The organism is Pseudofrankia coriaricola, assembly GCF_001854805.1.
Lineage (GTDB): Bacteria > Actinomycetota > Actinomycetes > Frankiales > Frankiaceae > Pseudofrankia.
This window is the reverse complement of record NZ_MBLO01000229.1, coordinates 26,564-43,017: the sequence shown is the minus strand read 5'-3', so window position 1 is coordinate 43,017 and position 16,454 is coordinate 26,564. Positions and strand designations below refer to the sequence as shown.

The 16,454-nt window shown below is 72.0% G+C and carries 14 protein-coding genes; 10 read left to right on the top strand and 4 right to left on the bottom strand.

Annotation, left to right across the window (positions count from 1 at the left end; translation table 11 throughout):
• Nucleotides 1–41 precede the first annotated feature (41 nt).
• From BCD48_RS29000 to BCD48_RS28970, 7 genes are all read left to right on the top strand, one after another.
• A complete protein-coding gene (locus BCD48_RS29000) occupies nucleotides 42–989 on the top strand; it encodes a MurR/RpiR family transcriptional regulator (protein WP_071051571.1) in 948 nt (315 codons plus the stop codon).
• Nucleotides 990–1,289: 300 nt separating this feature from the next.
• Nucleotides 1,290–2,492, top strand: coding sequence for an ABC transporter ATP-binding protein (locus tag BCD48_RS28995; RefSeq protein WP_071051570.1), 1,203 nt, complete (start codon nucleotides 1,290–1,292; stop codon nucleotides 2,490–2,492).
• A gap of 166 nt (nucleotides 2,493–2,658) precedes the next feature.
• Nucleotides 2,659–4,041 (top strand): ABC transporter substrate-binding protein, encoded by a 1,383-nt coding sequence (locus tag BCD48_RS28990; RefSeq protein WP_071051569.1) that lies wholly within the window; start codon nucleotides 2,659–2,661, stop codon nucleotides 4,039–4,041.
• Between the two features lie 242 nt (nucleotides 4,042–4,283).
• Nucleotides 4,284–5,177: a tyrosine-protein phosphatase gene (locus BCD48_RS28985; RefSeq protein WP_071051568.1), complete on the top strand. Its 894-nt coding sequence runs from the start codon at nucleotides 4,284–4,286 to the stop codon at nucleotides 5,175–5,177.
• A gap of 75 nt (nucleotides 5,178–5,252) precedes the next feature.
• Nucleotides 5,253–6,158, top strand: coding sequence for a metallophosphoesterase (locus BCD48_RS28980; protein WP_071051567.1), 906 nt, complete (start codon nucleotides 5,253–5,255; stop codon nucleotides 6,156–6,158).
• Nucleotides 6,159–6,162: 4 nt separating this feature from the next.
• Nucleotides 6,163–7,128: a carbohydrate ABC transporter permease gene (locus BCD48_RS28975; RefSeq protein ID WP_071051566.1), complete on the top strand. Its 966-nt coding sequence runs from the start codon at nucleotides 6,163–6,165 to the stop codon at nucleotides 7,126–7,128.
• Between the two features lie 58 nt (nucleotides 7,129–7,186).
• Nucleotides 7,187–8,128, top strand: a complete 942-nt coding sequence (locus tag BCD48_RS28970) for a carbohydrate ABC transporter permease (RefSeq protein ID WP_083419360.1) — start codon at nucleotides 7,187–7,189, stop codon at nucleotides 8,126–8,128.
• Between the two features lie 134 nt (nucleotides 8,129–8,262).
• On the opposite strand, the gene BCD48_RS28965 is transcribed toward BCD48_RS28970, so the two are convergent.
• Nucleotides 8,263–8,757 (bottom strand): DoxX family protein, encoded by a 495-nt coding sequence (locus BCD48_RS28965; RefSeq protein WP_071051565.1) that lies wholly within the window; start codon nucleotides 8,755–8,757, stop codon nucleotides 8,263–8,265.
• Nucleotides 8,758–9,502: 745 nt separating this feature from the next.
• Here BCD48_RS28965 and BCD48_RS28960 point away from each other — a divergent pair.
• Both BCD48_RS28960 and BCD48_RS28955 read left to right on the top strand, forming a co-directional pair.
• A complete protein-coding gene (locus tag BCD48_RS28960) occupies nucleotides 9,503–10,861 on the top strand; it encodes an ATP-dependent 6-phosphofructokinase (protein WP_198543435.1) in 1,359 nt (452 codons plus the stop codon).
• Nucleotides 10,862–11,126: 265 nt separating this feature from the next.
• Nucleotides 11,127–11,789, top strand: a complete 663-nt coding sequence (locus BCD48_RS28955) for a DsbA family oxidoreductase (protein ID WP_071051564.1) — start codon at nucleotides 11,127–11,129, stop codon at nucleotides 11,787–11,789.
• On the opposite strand, the gene BCD48_RS28950 is transcribed toward BCD48_RS28955, so the two are convergent.
• Complete coding sequence (locus tag BCD48_RS28950; RefSeq protein WP_241842064.1) at nucleotides 11,786–12,829, bottom strand: Lrp/AsnC family transcriptional regulator; 1,044 nt, start codon at nucleotides 12,827–12,829, stop codon at nucleotides 11,786–11,788. The two genes, BCD48_RS28955 and BCD48_RS28950, sit on opposite strands and share 4 nt — an antisense overlap.
• A gap of 193 nt (nucleotides 12,830–13,022) precedes the next feature.
• On the opposite strand from BCD48_RS28950, the gene BCD48_RS28945 reads away from it, so the two are divergent.
• Nucleotides 13,023–14,639, top strand: coding sequence for an MFS transporter (locus tag BCD48_RS28945; RefSeq protein ID WP_071051562.1), 1,617 nt, complete (start codon nucleotides 13,023–13,025; stop codon nucleotides 14,637–14,639).
• Between the two features lie 126 nt (nucleotides 14,640–14,765).
• Here the strand turns inward: BCD48_RS28945 and BCD48_RS28940 are convergent, their stop codons facing one another.
• Nucleotides 14,766–15,542, bottom strand: coding sequence for a GntR family transcriptional regulator (locus BCD48_RS28940; RefSeq protein WP_116271704.1), 777 nt, complete (start codon nucleotides 15,540–15,542; stop codon nucleotides 14,766–14,768).
• A gap of 125 nt (nucleotides 15,543–15,667) precedes the next feature.
• Nucleotides 15,668–16,450, bottom strand: coding sequence for a 3-oxoacyl-ACP reductase FabG (gene fabG, locus BCD48_RS28935; protein ID WP_071051560.1), 783 nt, complete (start codon nucleotides 16,448–16,450; stop codon nucleotides 15,668–15,670).
• Nucleotides 16,451–16,454: the final 4 nt, after the last annotated feature.

Genomic DNA, 16,454 nt, shown 5'->3' with positions numbered 1-16,454 from the left:
AGTTGGCCCGAACGGCGCGCTGGTCGGGTAAGAACGGACGCATGGTCAGCTCATCGCCGCCGCGCACCGGCAGCCTGTTCGCCGGCATCCGGGCAGCGCTGCCGACGCTCATCCCGAGCGAGCGGCGCGTCGCGGAGGTATGCCTACTGCGCTCGGACGACGTGGTCGAGTGGTCTGCCGCGCAGCTGGCGGCGGCGGCCGACGTGTCGGCGGCGACGGTGGTGCGCGCCTGCCAGTCGATGGGCTTCCGCGGCTTCCAACAGCTGCGGGTGGCGTTCGCCAGGGAAGCCGGCGTCTTCGCCCGCGATGCCGAGGACGCTGGCGCTGGCGCGCCCGGTGGCGGTCGCCGCGGCCTACGCGAGCCGCGCGCCGGCGACCCGCCGGAGCTGATCGTCGACACGGTCTTCCAGGCGGCCGCCGCCGTGCTCGCGGACTCGTTGGCCGGCCTCGGCCGGGCCCAGCTCGCCACCGCGGTCGACCTGCTCATCGGCGCGCGACGGCTGCTCCTCGTCGGCAACGGCGGTTCGTCGCCGGTCGCCCAGGACGCGGCGCTGCGGTTCCTGGCGGCCGGCCGGGCGGTCGAGGCCCCGGCGGACGCGCTCGTGCAGCAGCTGGCGGCGAACGGGCTGTCCGCCGGCGACGTCTGCCTGCTGGTCACCGGCAGTGGCGTGAACGACCTGACGATCCGGGTGGCCGAGATCGCGCGCGGCCGCGGCGCGTCGATCGTCGCCATCACCAGCTACGCCGGTGGCCCGCTGCCAGCACTCGCCGACGCGCTCCTCGTCGTGGGCTCGCCGCACTGGCCGCTGGGCAGCGACACGATCGGCAGCCGGGTACCGTCGCTGCTGTTGATCACCGCGCTGCAGCAGGCGGTCATGCTGCGCGGCGAGGACGCGCCAGGCACGTCGCTCGCGCACCAGCTCGAGCAGCAGCGGGAACTGCTCGACAGCATGATCGTCAGCCCGGACCGGGCAGACCGGGCGGACTAGGCGGACCGGGCGGCGCCCGCCCGTGAGACGGCGCTCACAGACCCGCCATCTGCGGATTCCCGCGTCCCCGGCGACATGGACAGCGTTGCCCTAGCCGTCCGTGTGGCTTCGTTGGGAGTACCTGGACCGTTCACCTGGATCTCGGACTCTGAGCTTGTAACAGCGATCCATGGATCTCCGATTCATGGAACGTTCGTACATAGCCAGGGATCTCCACCAGTTCCGTCGACGGGCATGGGCCGCGTCCAGCGCCCTTCCGGCGGAGCCGGCGGAGGTGCCACGTCACACAGGAGCACGGTTGTGGCAAGGATCCGTATCGAGGGCCTGAGCAAGGTGTTCGGCGCCACCCGCGCGGTGGACGACGTCTCCCTCGACGTCGCCGACGGTGACTTCCTCGTCCTGCTCGGCCCGAGCGGCTGCGGCAAGACGACCCTGCTGCGCATGATCGCCGGCCTGATCCAGCCGAGCACGGGGCGGATCCTCGTCGAGGACCGCGACATCACCTACCTGCCGCCGCGCGAGCGCGACGTGGCGATGGTGTTCCAGAGCTACGCCCTGTACCCGCACCTGAGCGTCGAGCGCAACATCGGCTTCCCGCTGCGCGCCGCCCGCCGCCCGAAGGCCGAGATCGCGGCCCGGGTCCGCGAGGTCGCCGCCCAGCTGGAGCTCGACGGGCTGCTCGGCCGCCGCCCGCGCGAGCTCTCTGGTGGGCAGCGCCAGCGGGTGGCGCTCGGCCGGGCGCTGGTCCGCGACCCGCGGGCCTTCCTGATGGACGAGCCGCTGTCGAACCTGGACGCCAAGCTGCGCACGGCCACCCGCACCGAGCTCACCGCCCTGCACCGCAGGCTCGGCTCGACGTTCGTCTACGTCACGCACGACCAGGTCGAGGCGATGACGATGGCGACCAGGATCGCACTGCTCGACGGTGGCCGCGTCGAGCAGGTCGGCACGCCGACCGAGGTCTACGACCAGCCCGCCTCGGTGTTCGTCGCCGGCTTCCTCGGTGCGCCGCCGATGAACCTGCTGCCGGCGACGGCGGCCGGGCGCGGCGGCCAGGTCGTCGTGACCGCGGATGGCGTCGAGATCCCGCTGTGGCCCGGCGGAGCCGACCCGACCGAGGTCACCCTCGGCATCCGGCCGGAGCACCTGCGGATGCTGCCGGCCGGCGCTCCGGCGCCGGTGGGCTCCGCGCGACTGGCCGGCACGGTGACCGGCGTCGAGAACCTCGGCAGCGAGGAGGTCGGCTGGCTCGCCGTCGGCGCCGCGAGCGCTGCCAGCACCGATCGCAAGGGCGGCACAGGCGGCGACGCGGCGAGTGCCGCGGTCGCGGTGCGCGGGCCGCGGCCGCTCGGCCTCGCGATCGGCGACCGGGTCGCCCTGACCGTCGCCCCCGAGCACGTCCACCTGTTCAGCCGGGACTCCGGCCGTCGGCTCGCCTGGCGGCCGGACGCGAAGGTGCCGCACCCGTCCCGACCGGTCGAGCTGACCACCAGCGGCGCCTGACACCCGACAGCGGCTCCGGAGCCGGCGCCTGACGCCCGCCGGCTCCCGTCCCACGTCCACGCACCGGCGGCCCGTGCCTGGGCCGCGCGGCTGCCAGGCGTGCCCGCGGTCCCCGGGCACGCGGAACGCACAGAGTTACGGAACGCACAAAGTTAGGAGCCCTGACGTGGCACGTCCACGCCTCGCGCGCGCGGCCGTCGGCATCGCGCTGCTCTCGACGCTGGTGGCAGCATGCGCCACCGGCGGATCCACCTCGCCCACGTCCGCCGACGCCTCATCGGCCGCCGCGGCGACGATTCCCGAGCTGAAGCCCGACCAGAAGGTGACGATCACCTTCGAGAGCTACAACCTCTCCAACACCGGCACCTGGAAGCCGGTGATCGAGGGGCTGCTCGCGGACTTCGCCAAGCAGCACCCGAACATCACGGTCAAGGCGCAGCCGCCGCAGAACGCGACCGCCGGTGACTTCACCAGTTCCATCAAGACCCAGGCGCTGGCCGGCAACCCGCCGGACGTCGCCCAGATCACTTTCAACGCGCTCGACTTTGCCGCGACCGCGCTCGCCGCCAAGCCGATCGACACCCTCGTCGGCAAGGACGCCGTGACGGCCAACTTCGCCGGTGCCCACCCGTTCGCCGCGGCAGCGACGACGCTCGGCGACCTGAACGGCCACACCTACACGATGCCGTACGTGTTCTCGACGCCGGTGCTGTGGATCAACTCGACGCTGTTCAGGGCGGCGGGCCTCGACCCGGCGAACCCGCCGAAGACCTGGGACGAGGTCAAGACCGCCGCCACGGCCATCAAGCAGAAGGCCGGCAAGGACGGCGTCTACATCGACTGCACCACCAAGGGCTCGGGTGACTGGTGCTTCCAGAGCCTGGTCCGCTCCAACGGCGGCCAGGTCATCTCGACCGACCGCAAGAAGCTGACCTTCGCCGACGAGCCCGCGGTCGGCGCGGTCTCGATGGCCGCCGACCTGTACAAGGCCGGCCTCTCCCCGAACTTCTCCCAGGCGCAGGCCCTCGACGCATTCTCCAAGGGCAACATCGGCATGATCCTGGAGACATCCGCCCTGCAGGGCCTGTTCATCGGCGGCGCGCAGTCGGGCGGCTGGGAGCTGACCGCCGCCACGGAGCCGGGCTTCGGCGCCAAGCCGCCGGTCCCGACCAACTCCGGGTCCGGGCTGTCGATCTTCTCGAACGACCCGGCCAAGCAGCGCGCCGGCTGGGAGCTGATCAAGTACCTGACCGGCGACCACGCCTACACCGAGATCTCCTCGAAGATCGGCTACCTGCCGCTGCGTACCGGCCTGGTCGACGACCCGGCCTTCCTGAAGCCGTGGGCGGACCAGCACCCGCTGATCAAGCCGAACCTCGATCAGCTGACCCGCCTGCAGCCATGGGTGTCCTTCCCGGGCAACGGGTACCAGCAGATCACCGACCTGATGATGTCCGCCGCCGAGGGCGCCATCTACCAGGGCAAGGACCCGCGGACAGCGATGGCCGACGCGCAGAAGCAGGCGACCGACCTGCTGCCGAAGGCCTGACGACCCGCGCGCCGTGGGCCGACGAACCCGGCCCCGATGGCCAGATCCGCGTCGTCTGCCGGCCGCGTCCGGGCCCACCGCTGGGCGCGGCCGGCCGGCGCCGGCCCGGACGGAGGGCGCGCGAGGTGGGAACCCTCTGCCCACCCAACCACCCACCCGCCCGGGCGGCGGCCGGCACCGGCGGCTGACTTCTACGAAACAGCGACCGCCCGCCAGCGCGGGCCTCTGGAACGCTGAGGACCATGACTCTCGAACTTGATGCGATCCCCGATCTCGACAATCCGGCGGACGCCGACCGGGTGCTCAGACTGCCCGGAGCGCTGAACCTGCGCGACGTCGGCGGCTACCCGGCCGCAGGCGAGCGCCGGGTCCGCCGCCGTACGCTGCTGCGCTCCGCCGCGATGCACGGCCTCGGCGACGAGGCCCGCGCGACGCTCGCGCAGATCCAGGTGCGCACGGTCGTCGACCTGCGCGAGGACACGGAGGTCGCGCACGAGCCGAACGCGCTCGGCCGGCTGCCGATCACCACGGTCCGGATGCCGCTGTACTCCAGCGGCTCGCCGCTGCCGGCGACGGACGCCGCCACGGATGCGGGGACGGGCGAGGCGGGCGAGAACGCGCCGGGCACGGGCGCGGCGGCGGCCGAGGGGGTGCGGGCCGCGCAGGCGGCCGGCCTGGAGATGGACCTCGGCGCGATCTATACCTTCATCCTCGACAACAAGGGTGACAGGCTCACCGCCGCCGTGCTGGCGCTGGCCGAGCCGAAAGCGCTGCCGGCGATCGTGCACTGCAGCGCCGGCAAGGACCGGACCGGTCTGACGATCATGCTGGTGCTGGACCTGCTCGGTGTCCCGGACGAGGTGATCGTGAGGGACTACGCGCTCACCGCCGAGCTCCTGCACGACGAGGCGATCGCCGCCCTGCGCAGGCTCACCGCGGTCACCAGCGGCGCAGGGGACGCGCGCAAGCTGCCGGCCAACCTCATGGAGGCCCCACCGGAACTGATCCGCGCGGCACTGGACCGGGTTCGGGCGAGCCACGGCGGCGCCCGCGGCTACCTGCTCGCCCACGGCGCGACGGCCGAGCAGCTCGACGCGCTGACCGAAGCCCTGCTCGTCGCCGACGATCCCGCCTAGGCCTCCGAGGGCGCGCGGCTTCGCCATCGTCGCGCCCCCTTTGGCCAGCCCCCGCCTAGAGACTAGGAGCCCACCGTGCGCCTCATCACCGACACCCCGACTCCGACGCACACCGTCATCCAGTTCTCGGACACCCACATCGTCCCCGAGGGCGAGCTCTACCACGGGATGTTCGACACGCTGCCCAACGTCGCCGCCGCCTTCGACCAGATCGAGGAGTCGGGCCTCGACGTCGCGGCGCTGCTGCTGACCGGTGACCTGGCCGACGCCGGCGACCTGGCCTCCTACCAGCGGCTGCGCGCCTACGTCGAGAAGCGCGCCGGCGCGCTCGGCCTGCCCGTGCTGTACATGATGGGCAACCACGACAGCCGCGGGCCGTTCCGCGAGGGCCTGCTCGGTGCCGAGCCGACCACCGAGCCGTGCGACTACGTCCACTGGGCCGGCGACCTGCGCATCATCGCGCTCGACTCGACGGAGCCCGGCGAGGTCCTCGGCGAGCTCACCGACGCCCAGCTGGACTGGCTGGCCGCCGAGCTCGCCACCCCGGCGCCCGCCGGCACGATCCTCGCGCTGCATCACCCGCCGGTGCCGTCGCCGATCGGGATGCTCAACACGATGGTGCTGGTCGAGCCGGAGCGGCTCGCCAAGGTCATCACCGGGACCGACGTGCGGATCGTGCTGGCCGGACACGCGCACCACGCCTCGGCCGGGATGCTCGGCGGCGTGCCGGTCCTGGTCGCGGGCGCCGTCGCCTACGCGGCGCGCACGCTCGGCCCGGCCGGCGGCTACGCCGGGGTGACCGGCGGCCTGTTCACCCGGATCGACGTCTACCCGGGTCAGGCCGTCGCCACGGTCATCCCGGTGACGGTCGGCGACAGGATCTACGAGCTGAAGCCGGAGACGCTGGCCCGCTATGCCGCCGAGTTCAACGCCGAGGCCGAGACCGCGGCGCGTGACCTCGAGAAGCTCACCCAGGCGTAGGCCGATGTTCGTCGAGCTCGCCGCCCCCGCGACGCTCCTCGCCGACGAGGGCCGGGCCGCCGTCCAGGCGGCCCGGCCCTCGCTGGCCCGGCGCCTGCTCGCGGCCACCCCGCCCTACCTGTACCTGCTGCCCGCCCTCGCCTGCCTGGTGTTGTGGACGTACAAGCCGCTGGTCGAGGCGGTGCAGCTGTCGTTCTACGACTGGAACCTGCTGCCGACCTCGCCGATGACCTACGTGGGCCTCGACAAGTACCGCCAGGTGTTCACCCAGCCGAGCCTGCGCAACGCGGCCGTCAACACCGTGGTCTACGTCGTCCTGCTGCTGCCGTTCTCGGTGGTGCTGCCAACCGTCATCGCACTGGTCACCCGCCGGCTCGGCGGGCGCTCGCGCGACGTCTACCGGGCGCTGGTCTTCACCCCGATACTCGTCGCGCCGGTCGCGGCGGCGACGGTGTGGCGCTGGCTGCTGGACCCGACCGGACTGTCCAACCAGGTGCTCGGCGCCTTCGGCCTGGCGCCGCACAACTGGCTGCGCGAGGAGTCGACGGCGCTGCTGGCCATCCTCGCGATCACCGCGTGGTCGATGTGCGGCTTCGCGATGCTCATCGTCTCGGCGGGCCTGACCGGCATCAGTGGCGACTACGCGGAGGCCGCCGCGATCGACGGCGCCAACGGCTGGCAGATCCTGCGCTGGGTCACGCTGCCGCTGCTGCGCACGACGTTGCTGTTCCTGGTGCTGACGACCGTGCTGCTGTCCGGGCAGTGGTCGTTCCCGCTGCTGGACACCCTCACCCAGGGCGGCCCGGCGGACAGCTCGACGAACGTCTACTACCTGCTCTGGGAACTCGGCTTCCGCAACTTCGACTCCGGCCTCGCCTCGGCGGCCGGGATCGTGTTCTTCGTCGTGTTCGGCCTGATCGCCGCCGTGCTGGTCAAGCTCGCCGACCGCTTCAGCTTCCACGACAACTGATCCATTTTCCGCCGGCCGCCAGACCACCGCGGGAGACGACCACAAGGAGCGCGCGACCATGAGCACCATCTCGGCCGAGGCCGGCGGGGCGCGGCAGCCCGGCGGCGATACCGGCGCCGCAAGCGCCGCCAGCGGCGGCGCGACGGAGGGCGGGCCCGTCGTCCGCGCGGCGTCGACACCGGGGAGGGCCTGGGCCGCCACGGCCGGCCGGCACGCGGTGATGGTCGTGCTGAGCCTGGCCAGCGTCTTCCCGATCTACTGGATGTACGCCGGGTCGGTCCGCCGGCCAGCCGACATCCTCAGCCAGAACCCGCTGCCGTGGCCGCTGTCCCTGCGCAACTACAGCCACGTCCTGGACACCCTCGACGTCCCGGTGCTGCTGTTCAACACGCTCGTCATCGCGGCCGGGTCGACCGTCGGCCAGCTGCTGGTGTGTCTGCTGGCCGCCTACGCGTTCGGGGTCTGGGACTTCCGCGGCAAGAACATCCTGTTCCTGCTGTTCGTCGCCGCCTGGCTGGTCCCGCTCCAGGTGACGATGATCTCCAATTACCTGGTACTCAACAAGCTGGGCCTGCTGAACACGCTGGCAGGCGTCGTGGTGCCGAGCCTGTGTTCGACGGCCGCGATACTCGCGGTGCTGATGCTGCGCCAGCACATGCAGGCATTCCCTCGCGAGCTGCTCGATGCCGCCCGCATCGACGGACGAGGGTCTTGGACGACGCTGTGGACGGTGGTTGTCCCGAACATCCGCCCCGTGCTCGCGTCCCTGGGGATCCTGCTGTTCATCACCGCCTGGAACGAGTACTTCTGGCCCGCGCTGGTGCTGCAGCGCGCGAACTCGGTGATCCAGCTCGGGATCCGCGGCTACCTGACCCAGGAGGGCAGCGACTGGGGCGCCATCATGGCCGCCTCCGGCCTCGCCTGTCTACCGATCTTCGCTCTCTACGTGGTGCTGCAGCGCCAGGTCATCGACGCCTTCGTCCGCTCCGGCCTGCGCTGAGGCCTGGGCAGGGCACCGTTTTGCGACATCAAGGTCGGCCTGGTGACATCAAGGTCGGCCTTGCGACGCCGAGATCGGCCTTGTGACACCACGAGGGCCGCCCGCCGGCATCGTCACGGCAGAGCCGGGCGCCGTCAGGCTCGGATGAGCAGTACGACGGCGGCGAGGACGAAACCGAGAATGATCGCGGCGGCGCCGACGGGCCAGCGGGGCTCGCGCAGCCCGCCGAGGTAGTCGTCGATCGAGTAACGGCCGGGGCCGGTCAGAGCGAGGGACGCGCCGGTCACGGCGAGGAGGACCTCGTACTCGATGCCGTCCGACCCGTACAGGCTGCCGTGCCAGACGACCGCCATCGCGTTGATCATGATGCCGAGGATGGCGGCGCCGGCGAGCGGGGTGAGGAACCCCAGCGCGAGGCCGGCCCCGCCCAGGGCCTCGGTCAGCCCGGCGATGACCGCGCACACCCGGGCCGCCGGGTAGCCGAGCCGGCCGAACGACGCCGCGGTGGCGTCCAGGCCGCCACCGCCGAACCACCCGAACAGCTTCTGCGTGCCGTGACCGAACATGATCACGCCAATGGTGGCGCGGAGCAGGAGCAGGCCGACGTCGCGCCCGGACGCCGTCGGCATCGCCCGTACTCCTGGCCACGCCCCTACCGGCCGCTTCCCCACGGCCGGCCTGGTCCGCGCCGCCGGGGCGCGCCGCCGATCGTCACCCGACGTGGTCACCGGAGCCTCCGTGGACCAGGACCGCTCCGCGCTCGGCTGCCAACACCATCACAGCATGCATCCGAACCATCACTCAAGGCGTGGTCGCCGGGTGCCACCACCTCGCGAAGGTGAGCCCGGAGAAGGCTGGACGATCGCGCGGGTCGACGAGGCCGCCTATCGCCACGTGGGGTGAGTTCACCTGCCCCCGGCATCCACGGCCAGGAATCTTGGCTTCCATCGAGGGCGGGCGCGGAGAACCTTCACCGCCGCCACGGCACCCATTGGCCCATTCCCACCGCTACCCACTCCACAACGGGAGGCCGCGAATACCGCTATTCGTTACCGTGGCATGTCCGGCCGATCTCGCGCATCACTTTCCCTAACGGCCGGCGGGCCGACCGTCGTGTTCTCGGCGCGGCCGAACGACGCCAGACGGTGACGCTGTGTGGCCGTTCACGCGGGGTACCCGGTGCGCTCCGGCAGTGACCGGTTGGCGGTGCGGTGAGGCGGTAGGCTCGGAGAAAGTCCTGGAACAGCCGAGGATCTCCGAACAGCCAGGACCACGACAGCCAGGATGACGGTTAGCGGGATCACGGTCATCAGATCAGCCGTGAGGTGGCCCGGGGTCATCGGGCGGAGCGGGCGAGGAGAGGGTCGGAGCACGGTGGCTACGCTGGGCGGACCACTGAACGTCGATCATGAGGCGTTGGCGGTCCGGACGCTCGGGCCGTGCCGGGTGACATCCCCGCTGCTCCCATTGCTCGGCGAACGGCCGACGACGGAGCACTACATCGACGAGGCCGACAAGGTCCTCTTCGACGACACATTGGCCATGGTGTCGGCACGAAAAGTGCCGATCGAGGAACTACCCAGCTTCGAGGCGGCCGGGCCCCGCCGGAAGATCTACTTCGACCCGGCGAAAACCCGTGTGGGCATCGTCACCTGCGGCGGTCTGTGCCCCGGCCTGAACAACGTCATCCGCGGCGTGGTGACCGAGCTCACCACGCATTACGGCGTGACCCGCATCTTCGGTTTCCGCAATGGCTACCAGGGGTTCATCGCCAGGTACGGGCACGACGTGCTCGACCTCACCCCGGAGAAGGTCGCGACGATCGGCGAGGACGGCGGCACGATTCTCGGCACCTCCCGCGGCCAGCAGGACCCGGAGGAGATCGTCGACTGCCTGTCCAGGATGAACATCAGCATTCTGTTCGTCATCGGCGGTGACGGGACGCTGCGCGGCGCCGGCGAGATAGCCCGGGTGGCGGCCGAGCGCGGCGAGAAGATCGCCGTCGTCGGCATCCCGAAGACCATCGACAACGACATCCCGTTCATCGACCAGAGCTTTGGTTTCCAGACCGCGTTCGCGAAGGCCTCCGAGTCGATCGCCGCGGCCCACGCGGAGGCGACCAGCGCGCCCGGCGGCATCGGGCTGGTCCGGCTGATGGGCCGCCATTCCGGGTTCATCGCCTGCTACGCGTCGCTGGCGAAGTCCGACGCCGACGTTGTGCTCATTCCCGAGGTCCCGTTCACGCTCGACGGCGAGGGCGGCCTGCTGAGCTACCTGCGCCGGCGGGTGGAGGAGACCGGCCACGCGGTCGTCGTCGCCGCCGAGGGCGCGGGCCAGGAGCTGTCCGCGGCGGAGAACGGCGGCCACCTCACCGGCACCGACGCGTCGGGCAACCGGAGGCTCCACGACGTCGGCCAGTTCCTCAGCCGCCGGATCACCGACCACTTCCAGTCCGTCGGTGTCGAGATGAACCTGAAGTACATCGACCCGAGCTACGTGATCCGCAGCGTGCCGGCGAACCCATACGACAGCGTGTACTGCATCCGGCTCGCGCACGCCGCCGTGCACGCGGCGATGGCGGGCCGCACCGAGATGGTCGTCGGCCGCTGGCGGCGCCGGTTCATCCACATCCCGCTCCCGCTGGCGATCGGCTACCGCAACCAGGTCGACCCGTCCGGCGACCTGTGGATGTCGGTCCTCGAAGCCACCGGCCAGCCGCCCCGCTTCCAATAGGGCGGTCCCGTGCCGGACGCTCCGCGCCCGACACCGGGCACCGCCTTCGGACGCTCCGCGCCCGACGGGTGGTTCCGGGCCGGCGTGCATGGCGGTGGCCCGGCTGATCCCGGGTCGGTGAGGTGGGTGCGTTGGCGCCAGCGCCGATGCGCCGTCACCCGTCGTGGTTGAGTCGAGCGGTCCTGTTGAGAGACATGCGCGGCTGTAACGGTCAACCGGCGAGGGGCCGGACTGGCCTCTGGCTTCAGGGAGAACAGGAGAGGCCATGCTGGAGATCGACATCTGGTCGGACGTCGCGTGCCCGTTCTGCTACATCGGCAAGCGGTCCTTCGAGGGGGCGCTGGCCACCTTCGAGCACGCCGACGAGGTCGAGGTCCGCTGGCACAGCTTCGAGCTCGACCCGGACGCGCCGGCGACGTTCCCCGGCGGTATCTACCAGCTCCTCGCCACCAAGTACAGCGTCTCCCTCGAGCAGGCGATCGCGATGAACGAGCGGGTCTCGGCGATGGGGGCGACCGTCGGCCTGACCTTCGACTTCGCCGCCCTCAAACCCACCAACACCTTCGCCGCGCACCGCATCCTGCGGTACGCCGCGACGGAGGACCTGCAGGCCGCGGCCGCTGAGGAGCTGTTCGCCGCCTACTTCACCAGGGGCGCCAACCTCGCCGACCCCGACGTGCTCGCCGACACGGTCGCCGTCCTCGGCCTCGGCCGCGCCCGGGTCCGCGAGGTCGCCGCAGGCGGCGAGTTCGCCGACGAGGTACGCGCTGACGAGGCTCGCGCCCGCCAGCTCGGCATCGGCGGCGTCCCCTACTTCCTCGTCCAGTCCAGGTACGCGATCAGCGGCGCCCAGCCCCGCGAGACCTTCGAGAAGGCCCTGGCCAAGGCCTGGGACCTGGTCACCGTCGACGCCGCGGCGGCCTCCTAGTCCTCGCGGCCGGCCGGCCGGTAGGGCGGGCGGGCGCCGGGCAGGGGGTCGAGGAGGCGGCCGTCGCCGGTCATGGCGCCGGCCTGCTTGATGGTGCGGAACACGGGCGAGATCTCCAGCGTCTGTACGCCGTCGAGCGCGCCGATGCGGCTGGTGGTGAAGGTGTAGAGGTCGCTCAGGTCACGGCAGACGACGACGGCCACCAGGTTGTGCGGGCCGGACAGCGCCGCCGCGAAGGCGACCTCCGGCAGATGCGCGAGTGCCTTCCCCGTGGCGTGCAGCCGCGATGGGCTGACCCGCATGTAGAGGCGCGCGAGCGCGGTGAAGCCAAGCCTGGACATCGACAGGTCCACGTCGAAGAACACCGTGCCGCTCTGAACCAGCGCGGCGAGCCGGCGGGTGGCGCGGCCCTCGCTGATCCCGGCCGCGGCGGCGAGCTCGGCGTAGCTGGCGCGGCCGTCACGGGCCAGGACCGCGGCGATCGCGTCGTCGGCGGGATCCAACGGCACAGTCCCGGCCGCCACTGGGGCTGCCTCGGCCGGCGCGGCGGCCTGGAGCTGGGCGGTCTCGTCGGTGGTGAGGTTGCCGACCAGCCCGCCCCAGTCGTCGGAGTGGTGGCCGACGAAGGCGTGCAGCAGGACGGACGCCTCGACGTTCAGGACGTGGGCCGCGCGTGGCAGCCGACGGGTCAGGAGTATGTCACGCTGCTCGGCGGACTGGGACCGGATCGAGAACGTCACCTCGGAGCCCGCCGCGGCGAGGACCACCCAGGCGATGTCGTCGCGCCGCGCCAGCGCGACGGCCAGCGCCTCGGAGCTGTCGGGCCGGCACTGCACCCGGACCATCCACGGGTGCTCGCCGGCCGTGACCGGGTTGACGATGCCGAAGATCCGGAGGATCCCGTCGCGCCGCAACGTCCGGTAACGCCGCGCGACCGTGCGTTCGGGCAGGCCGAGCACCGCGGCGACCCGCGCGAAGGGGGCCCTCGGCGCCAGCTGCAGGGCGCGGATGATCCGCAGATCGTCCGGGTCGGAAACCACGCGTTGAGCCCGCGCCCTGTCGGATTCCCGAATCACAGTGGCCATCACGGACCGGAATCTACACCGGGCCAGGCTGTGGGGCCGATCCTCGGATGGCGGTGGGCAGAGTGGTACCCGGCGCCGCGGGGCGGGTCCCGCCGCCCTGGTCGTCCCGGCCGCGCAGCGCGCCCGGCCGCGGGACATGGGAGGCTCGATGGAACGCAAGTGGTGGACGCTGGTCGCGGTGCTGGCGGCGACGTTCATGCTGCTGCTCGATATCACGATCGTCGTGGTGGCGCTGCCCGACATCCAGCGGGAGCTGCACACCAGCTTCAGTGACGTGCAGTGGGTGGTCGACGCCTACGCCCTCACCCTCGCGGCGCTGCTGCTGACCTCCGGCTCGCTGGCCGACCGGTACGGCCGCCGGCGACTCTTCCTCATCGGGTTGGGGATCTTCACCGCCGGGTCCGCGCTGTGCGCGGCCGCGCAGACCCCGATGATGCTGATCGTCTCCCGCGCGCTGCAGGGCATCGGCGGGGCGATCATGTTCGCCACCTCGCTCGCGCTGCTCGCCATGAACTTCCACGGCCGGGAGCGCGGCGTCGCGTTCGGGGCGTGGGGCGCGGTCGCCGGCGTCTCGACGGCGCTCGGCCCCATCCTGGGCGGGCTGATCACCAGCGGGGTCAGCTGGCGCGGCATCTTCTGGGTGAACCTGCCGATCGGGGTGGCCGCCATCGCGATCACCCTGCGGAAGGTCGCCGAGTCGCGCGCCCCGCACGCCCACCGGCCGGACTGGGCCGGGTTCGCCACGCTCACGTCCGGGCTGGTCGCGCTCGTCTACGGGCTGATCCGAGCCAGCGAGGACGGCTGGGGCGACGGCGGCGTGATCATCTGTTTCGTCCTGGCGGCGCTGCTCCTCGCCGCGTTCGTCGTGGCCGAGACGCGGGTGGCGCACCCGATGTTCGACCTGTCGCTGCTGCGGATCCCGACGTTCCTCGGCGGCTCGGTCGCCGCGTTCGCGATGAACGGCTCGCTGTACGCGATGCTGCTCTACCTGACGGTCTACCTGCAGAACGACCTGGGCTACTCGGCGCTGCAGGCCGGCGTGCGCCTGCTGATCCTGTCCGCCACCGCGATGGTCGTCTCCACCGTCGCCGGCCGGCTCTCGACCCACGTGCCGGTCCGCTGGCTCATCGGTCCTGGCCTCCTGCTCGTCGGCGCCGGGCTGCTGCTGATGGCGGGGCTCAGCGCGGGCTCCGGCTGGACGCACCTCATTCCCGGTCTCGTCGTCGCCGGCGTCGGATCCGGGCTGGTGAACCCGCCCCTGGCCTCCACCGCGGTCGGCGTCGTGCACCCGTTCCGGTCCGGGATGGCATCGGGGGTGAACACCACGTTCCGGCAGGTCGGCATCGCGGTCGGCACCGCCGCCTACGGCTCGATCTTCACCGGCCGCCTCGCGCACGGCCTGAGCGGGCGCCTCGACGGCATCCCGGAGCTGGCCGGCCGCGACGGGCAGATCGCCGACGCGGTGCACGCCGGCGCCGCGGGCCAGGCGATCGGCGCCGCGCCGCCGGCGGCCCGCGGCCCGCTCACCGAGGCGATCCACGCCAGCTTCGCCGGCGCGCTGAACGACCTGTTCGTCACCGCCGGCATCCTCGGCCTCGTCGGCGGCGTCCTCGCCCTCGCGCTCATCCGCGGCAAGGACTTCGCCGCCGTCCCCCAGCAGGCCCCGCCGACGGACGCCCGCCCAGCCCCAGCCCAGACCGAGACCCCAGCCCAGACCGAGGCCCCGGTCGCGGCGACGCCCGAACCCGCCGCCCCCACGACGTAGTGCCGTGGCAGCGTAGATCCCGCCCTGCCCAGCAGCATTCATGATCACCGCCAACGTGTTGTCGCCGTCGCGATCTGGCCAGATTCGCGACTACGACGACACCTTGGCGGTGATCTACCAGTTGGGTCAGCGGGTGGTGGCGACCGTCGCGCCAGCGGAGCGGACGACGATGCGGATGCGGTCGGCGCGGAAGAGGTCGTGCGAGTACTCGAACGGCTCGCCCGCCGGGTCGTAGGTCGTGCGCTGCAAAGCGAGCAGCGCGGCCCCGGCGGGGGTGCGCAGCAGCGCGGCCTCCTCGTCGCCCGCGACGACGACCTCGATCTGTTCGACGGCCTCACCCGGGCGCACGCCGTACTCGTCGGCGAACAGCTCGTAAAGGGAGCCGGACAGCGACCGGTTGAACAGGCCGGGGAAGCGGTAGGCGGGGAAGCAGGCGTTCTCCAGGGAGATCGGCCCGCCGTCGGCGAGGCGGATCCGCACGATCCGCGCCACGGGATCGCCGGGGGCGAGCGCCAGCGCCGTCGCGACGACGACGTCGGCTGGCTCGAGACCGGCGCTCACCACCTGCGAGCCGGCGGTGAAGCCCTGGGCGCGCAACAGTTCGGGGACGCCGACGATCCGGGACAGGTCGCGTTCGACCTTGCGAGGCGCGACGAAGGTGCCGCCTCCGCGGCCGCGGACCCGCAGGATGACACCCTCCCGCTCCAGCGCCGTCAGCGCCTGGCGCAGGGTCGCGCGGCTGACGCCGAGCGCGGCGGCGAGGTCGCGCTCGCCGCCGAGGCGCTCCCCGGGGCCGCGTGTCCCGTCGGTTACCAGCTGGCGCAGCCGGCGCCGGGCGCCGGCCGCGGTCGGACCGAGCGAGCTGGACGGGTCGAGCGAGCCGGATTGGTCGAACTGGAGCACCACCGCTCCAGTCTGGCCGAAAGCCGGTGCCTGGCGAACCTGGCATGGTGTCTCGGTCCGACGCTCCAGCGGCCGGGTATCGGTCCAGGTCTGGCCGGCAAGGGCCTCGTCGCCCCAGGGTGGGCTCAGATCTCTTCCAGGGCGGCGGGCGACTCGGGAAGGATCTGGCCGCCGTCGACCACCAGGGACTGGCCGGTGATGTAGGCGGCCTCGTCGGTGGCGAGGAACAGGACGGCGTGGCCGATCTCCTCGACCTCGCCCAGCCGCCGCATCGGGATGGCCGCCTCCATCGAGCGCAGGTAGTCCTCGCCGAGGTCGGCAAGGCCCTCCGTGACGATGTTGCCGGGGAGGATCGCGTTGACAGTGACCCGGTGCGGGGCGAGCTCGATCGCGGCCGTCCGCATGAAGCCGAGGATGGCTGCCTTCGACGCGCCGTAGTGCGACCAGCCGGGATACCCGGTGTGCGGGCCGGTGATCGACGACGTGAGGATCACCCGGCCATGGCCGGACGCCTTCAGCGCCGTCAGGAACGCCTGGACGGTGAGGATCGCACCCTTGACGTTCGTGCCGAGCATCTCGTCGATGTCGCCCTCGGTCATCGTCGCGAGCGGGGCGCTCGGGAAGATACCGGCGTTGGCGCAGACGACGTCGACGCCGCCGTGGCGCTCCAGCACCTCGGCGGCCAGCCGCGCGGTGTCGGAGGCCGACGCCACGTCCGCGACGACGAAGGAGACCGTGCCGCCGGCTGCCTTGGCGAGTTCCGTCGCCGCCGCCTCGGCGACGCCGGCGTCGCGGCCGGTGATGACGACGTTCGCGCCGGCGCCAGCGAACACCCGGGCGATGCCTTTCCCGATTCCGCGGGTGCCGCCGGTGACGACGACCGTGCGACCGTCAACGGGCGTGAACATTGAG

Coding starts and splice junctions, on each gene's coding strand:
- BCD48_RS28970 (WP_083419360.1), top strand. CDS start 7,187: ATGAGCACCATCTCGGCCGAGGCCGGCGGGGCGCGGCAGCCCGGCGGC.
- fabG (WP_071051560.1), bottom strand. CDS start 16,450: ATGTTCACGCCCGTTGACGGTCGCACGGTCGTCGTCACCGGCGGCACC.
- BCD48_RS28985 (WP_071051568.1), top strand. CDS start 4,284: ATGACTCTCGAACTTGATGCGATCCCCGATCTCGACAATCCGGCGGAC.
- BCD48_RS29000 (WP_071051571.1), top strand. CDS start 42: ATGGTCAGCTCATCGCCGCCGCGCACCGGCAGCCTGTTCGCCGGCATC.
- BCD48_RS28975 (WP_071051566.1), top strand. CDS start 6,163: ATGTTCGTCGAGCTCGCCGCCCCCGCGACGCTCCTCGCCGACGAGGGC.
- BCD48_RS28965 (WP_071051565.1), bottom strand. CDS start 8,757: ATGCCGACGGCGTCCGGGCGCGACGTCGGCCTGCTCCTGCTCCGCGCC.
- BCD48_RS28945 (WP_071051562.1), top strand. CDS start 13,023: ATGGAACGCAAGTGGTGGACGCTGGTCGCGGTGCTGGCGGCGACGTTC.
- BCD48_RS28955 (WP_071051564.1), top strand. CDS start 11,127: ATGCTGGAGATCGACATCTGGTCGGACGTCGCGTGCCCGTTCTGCTAC.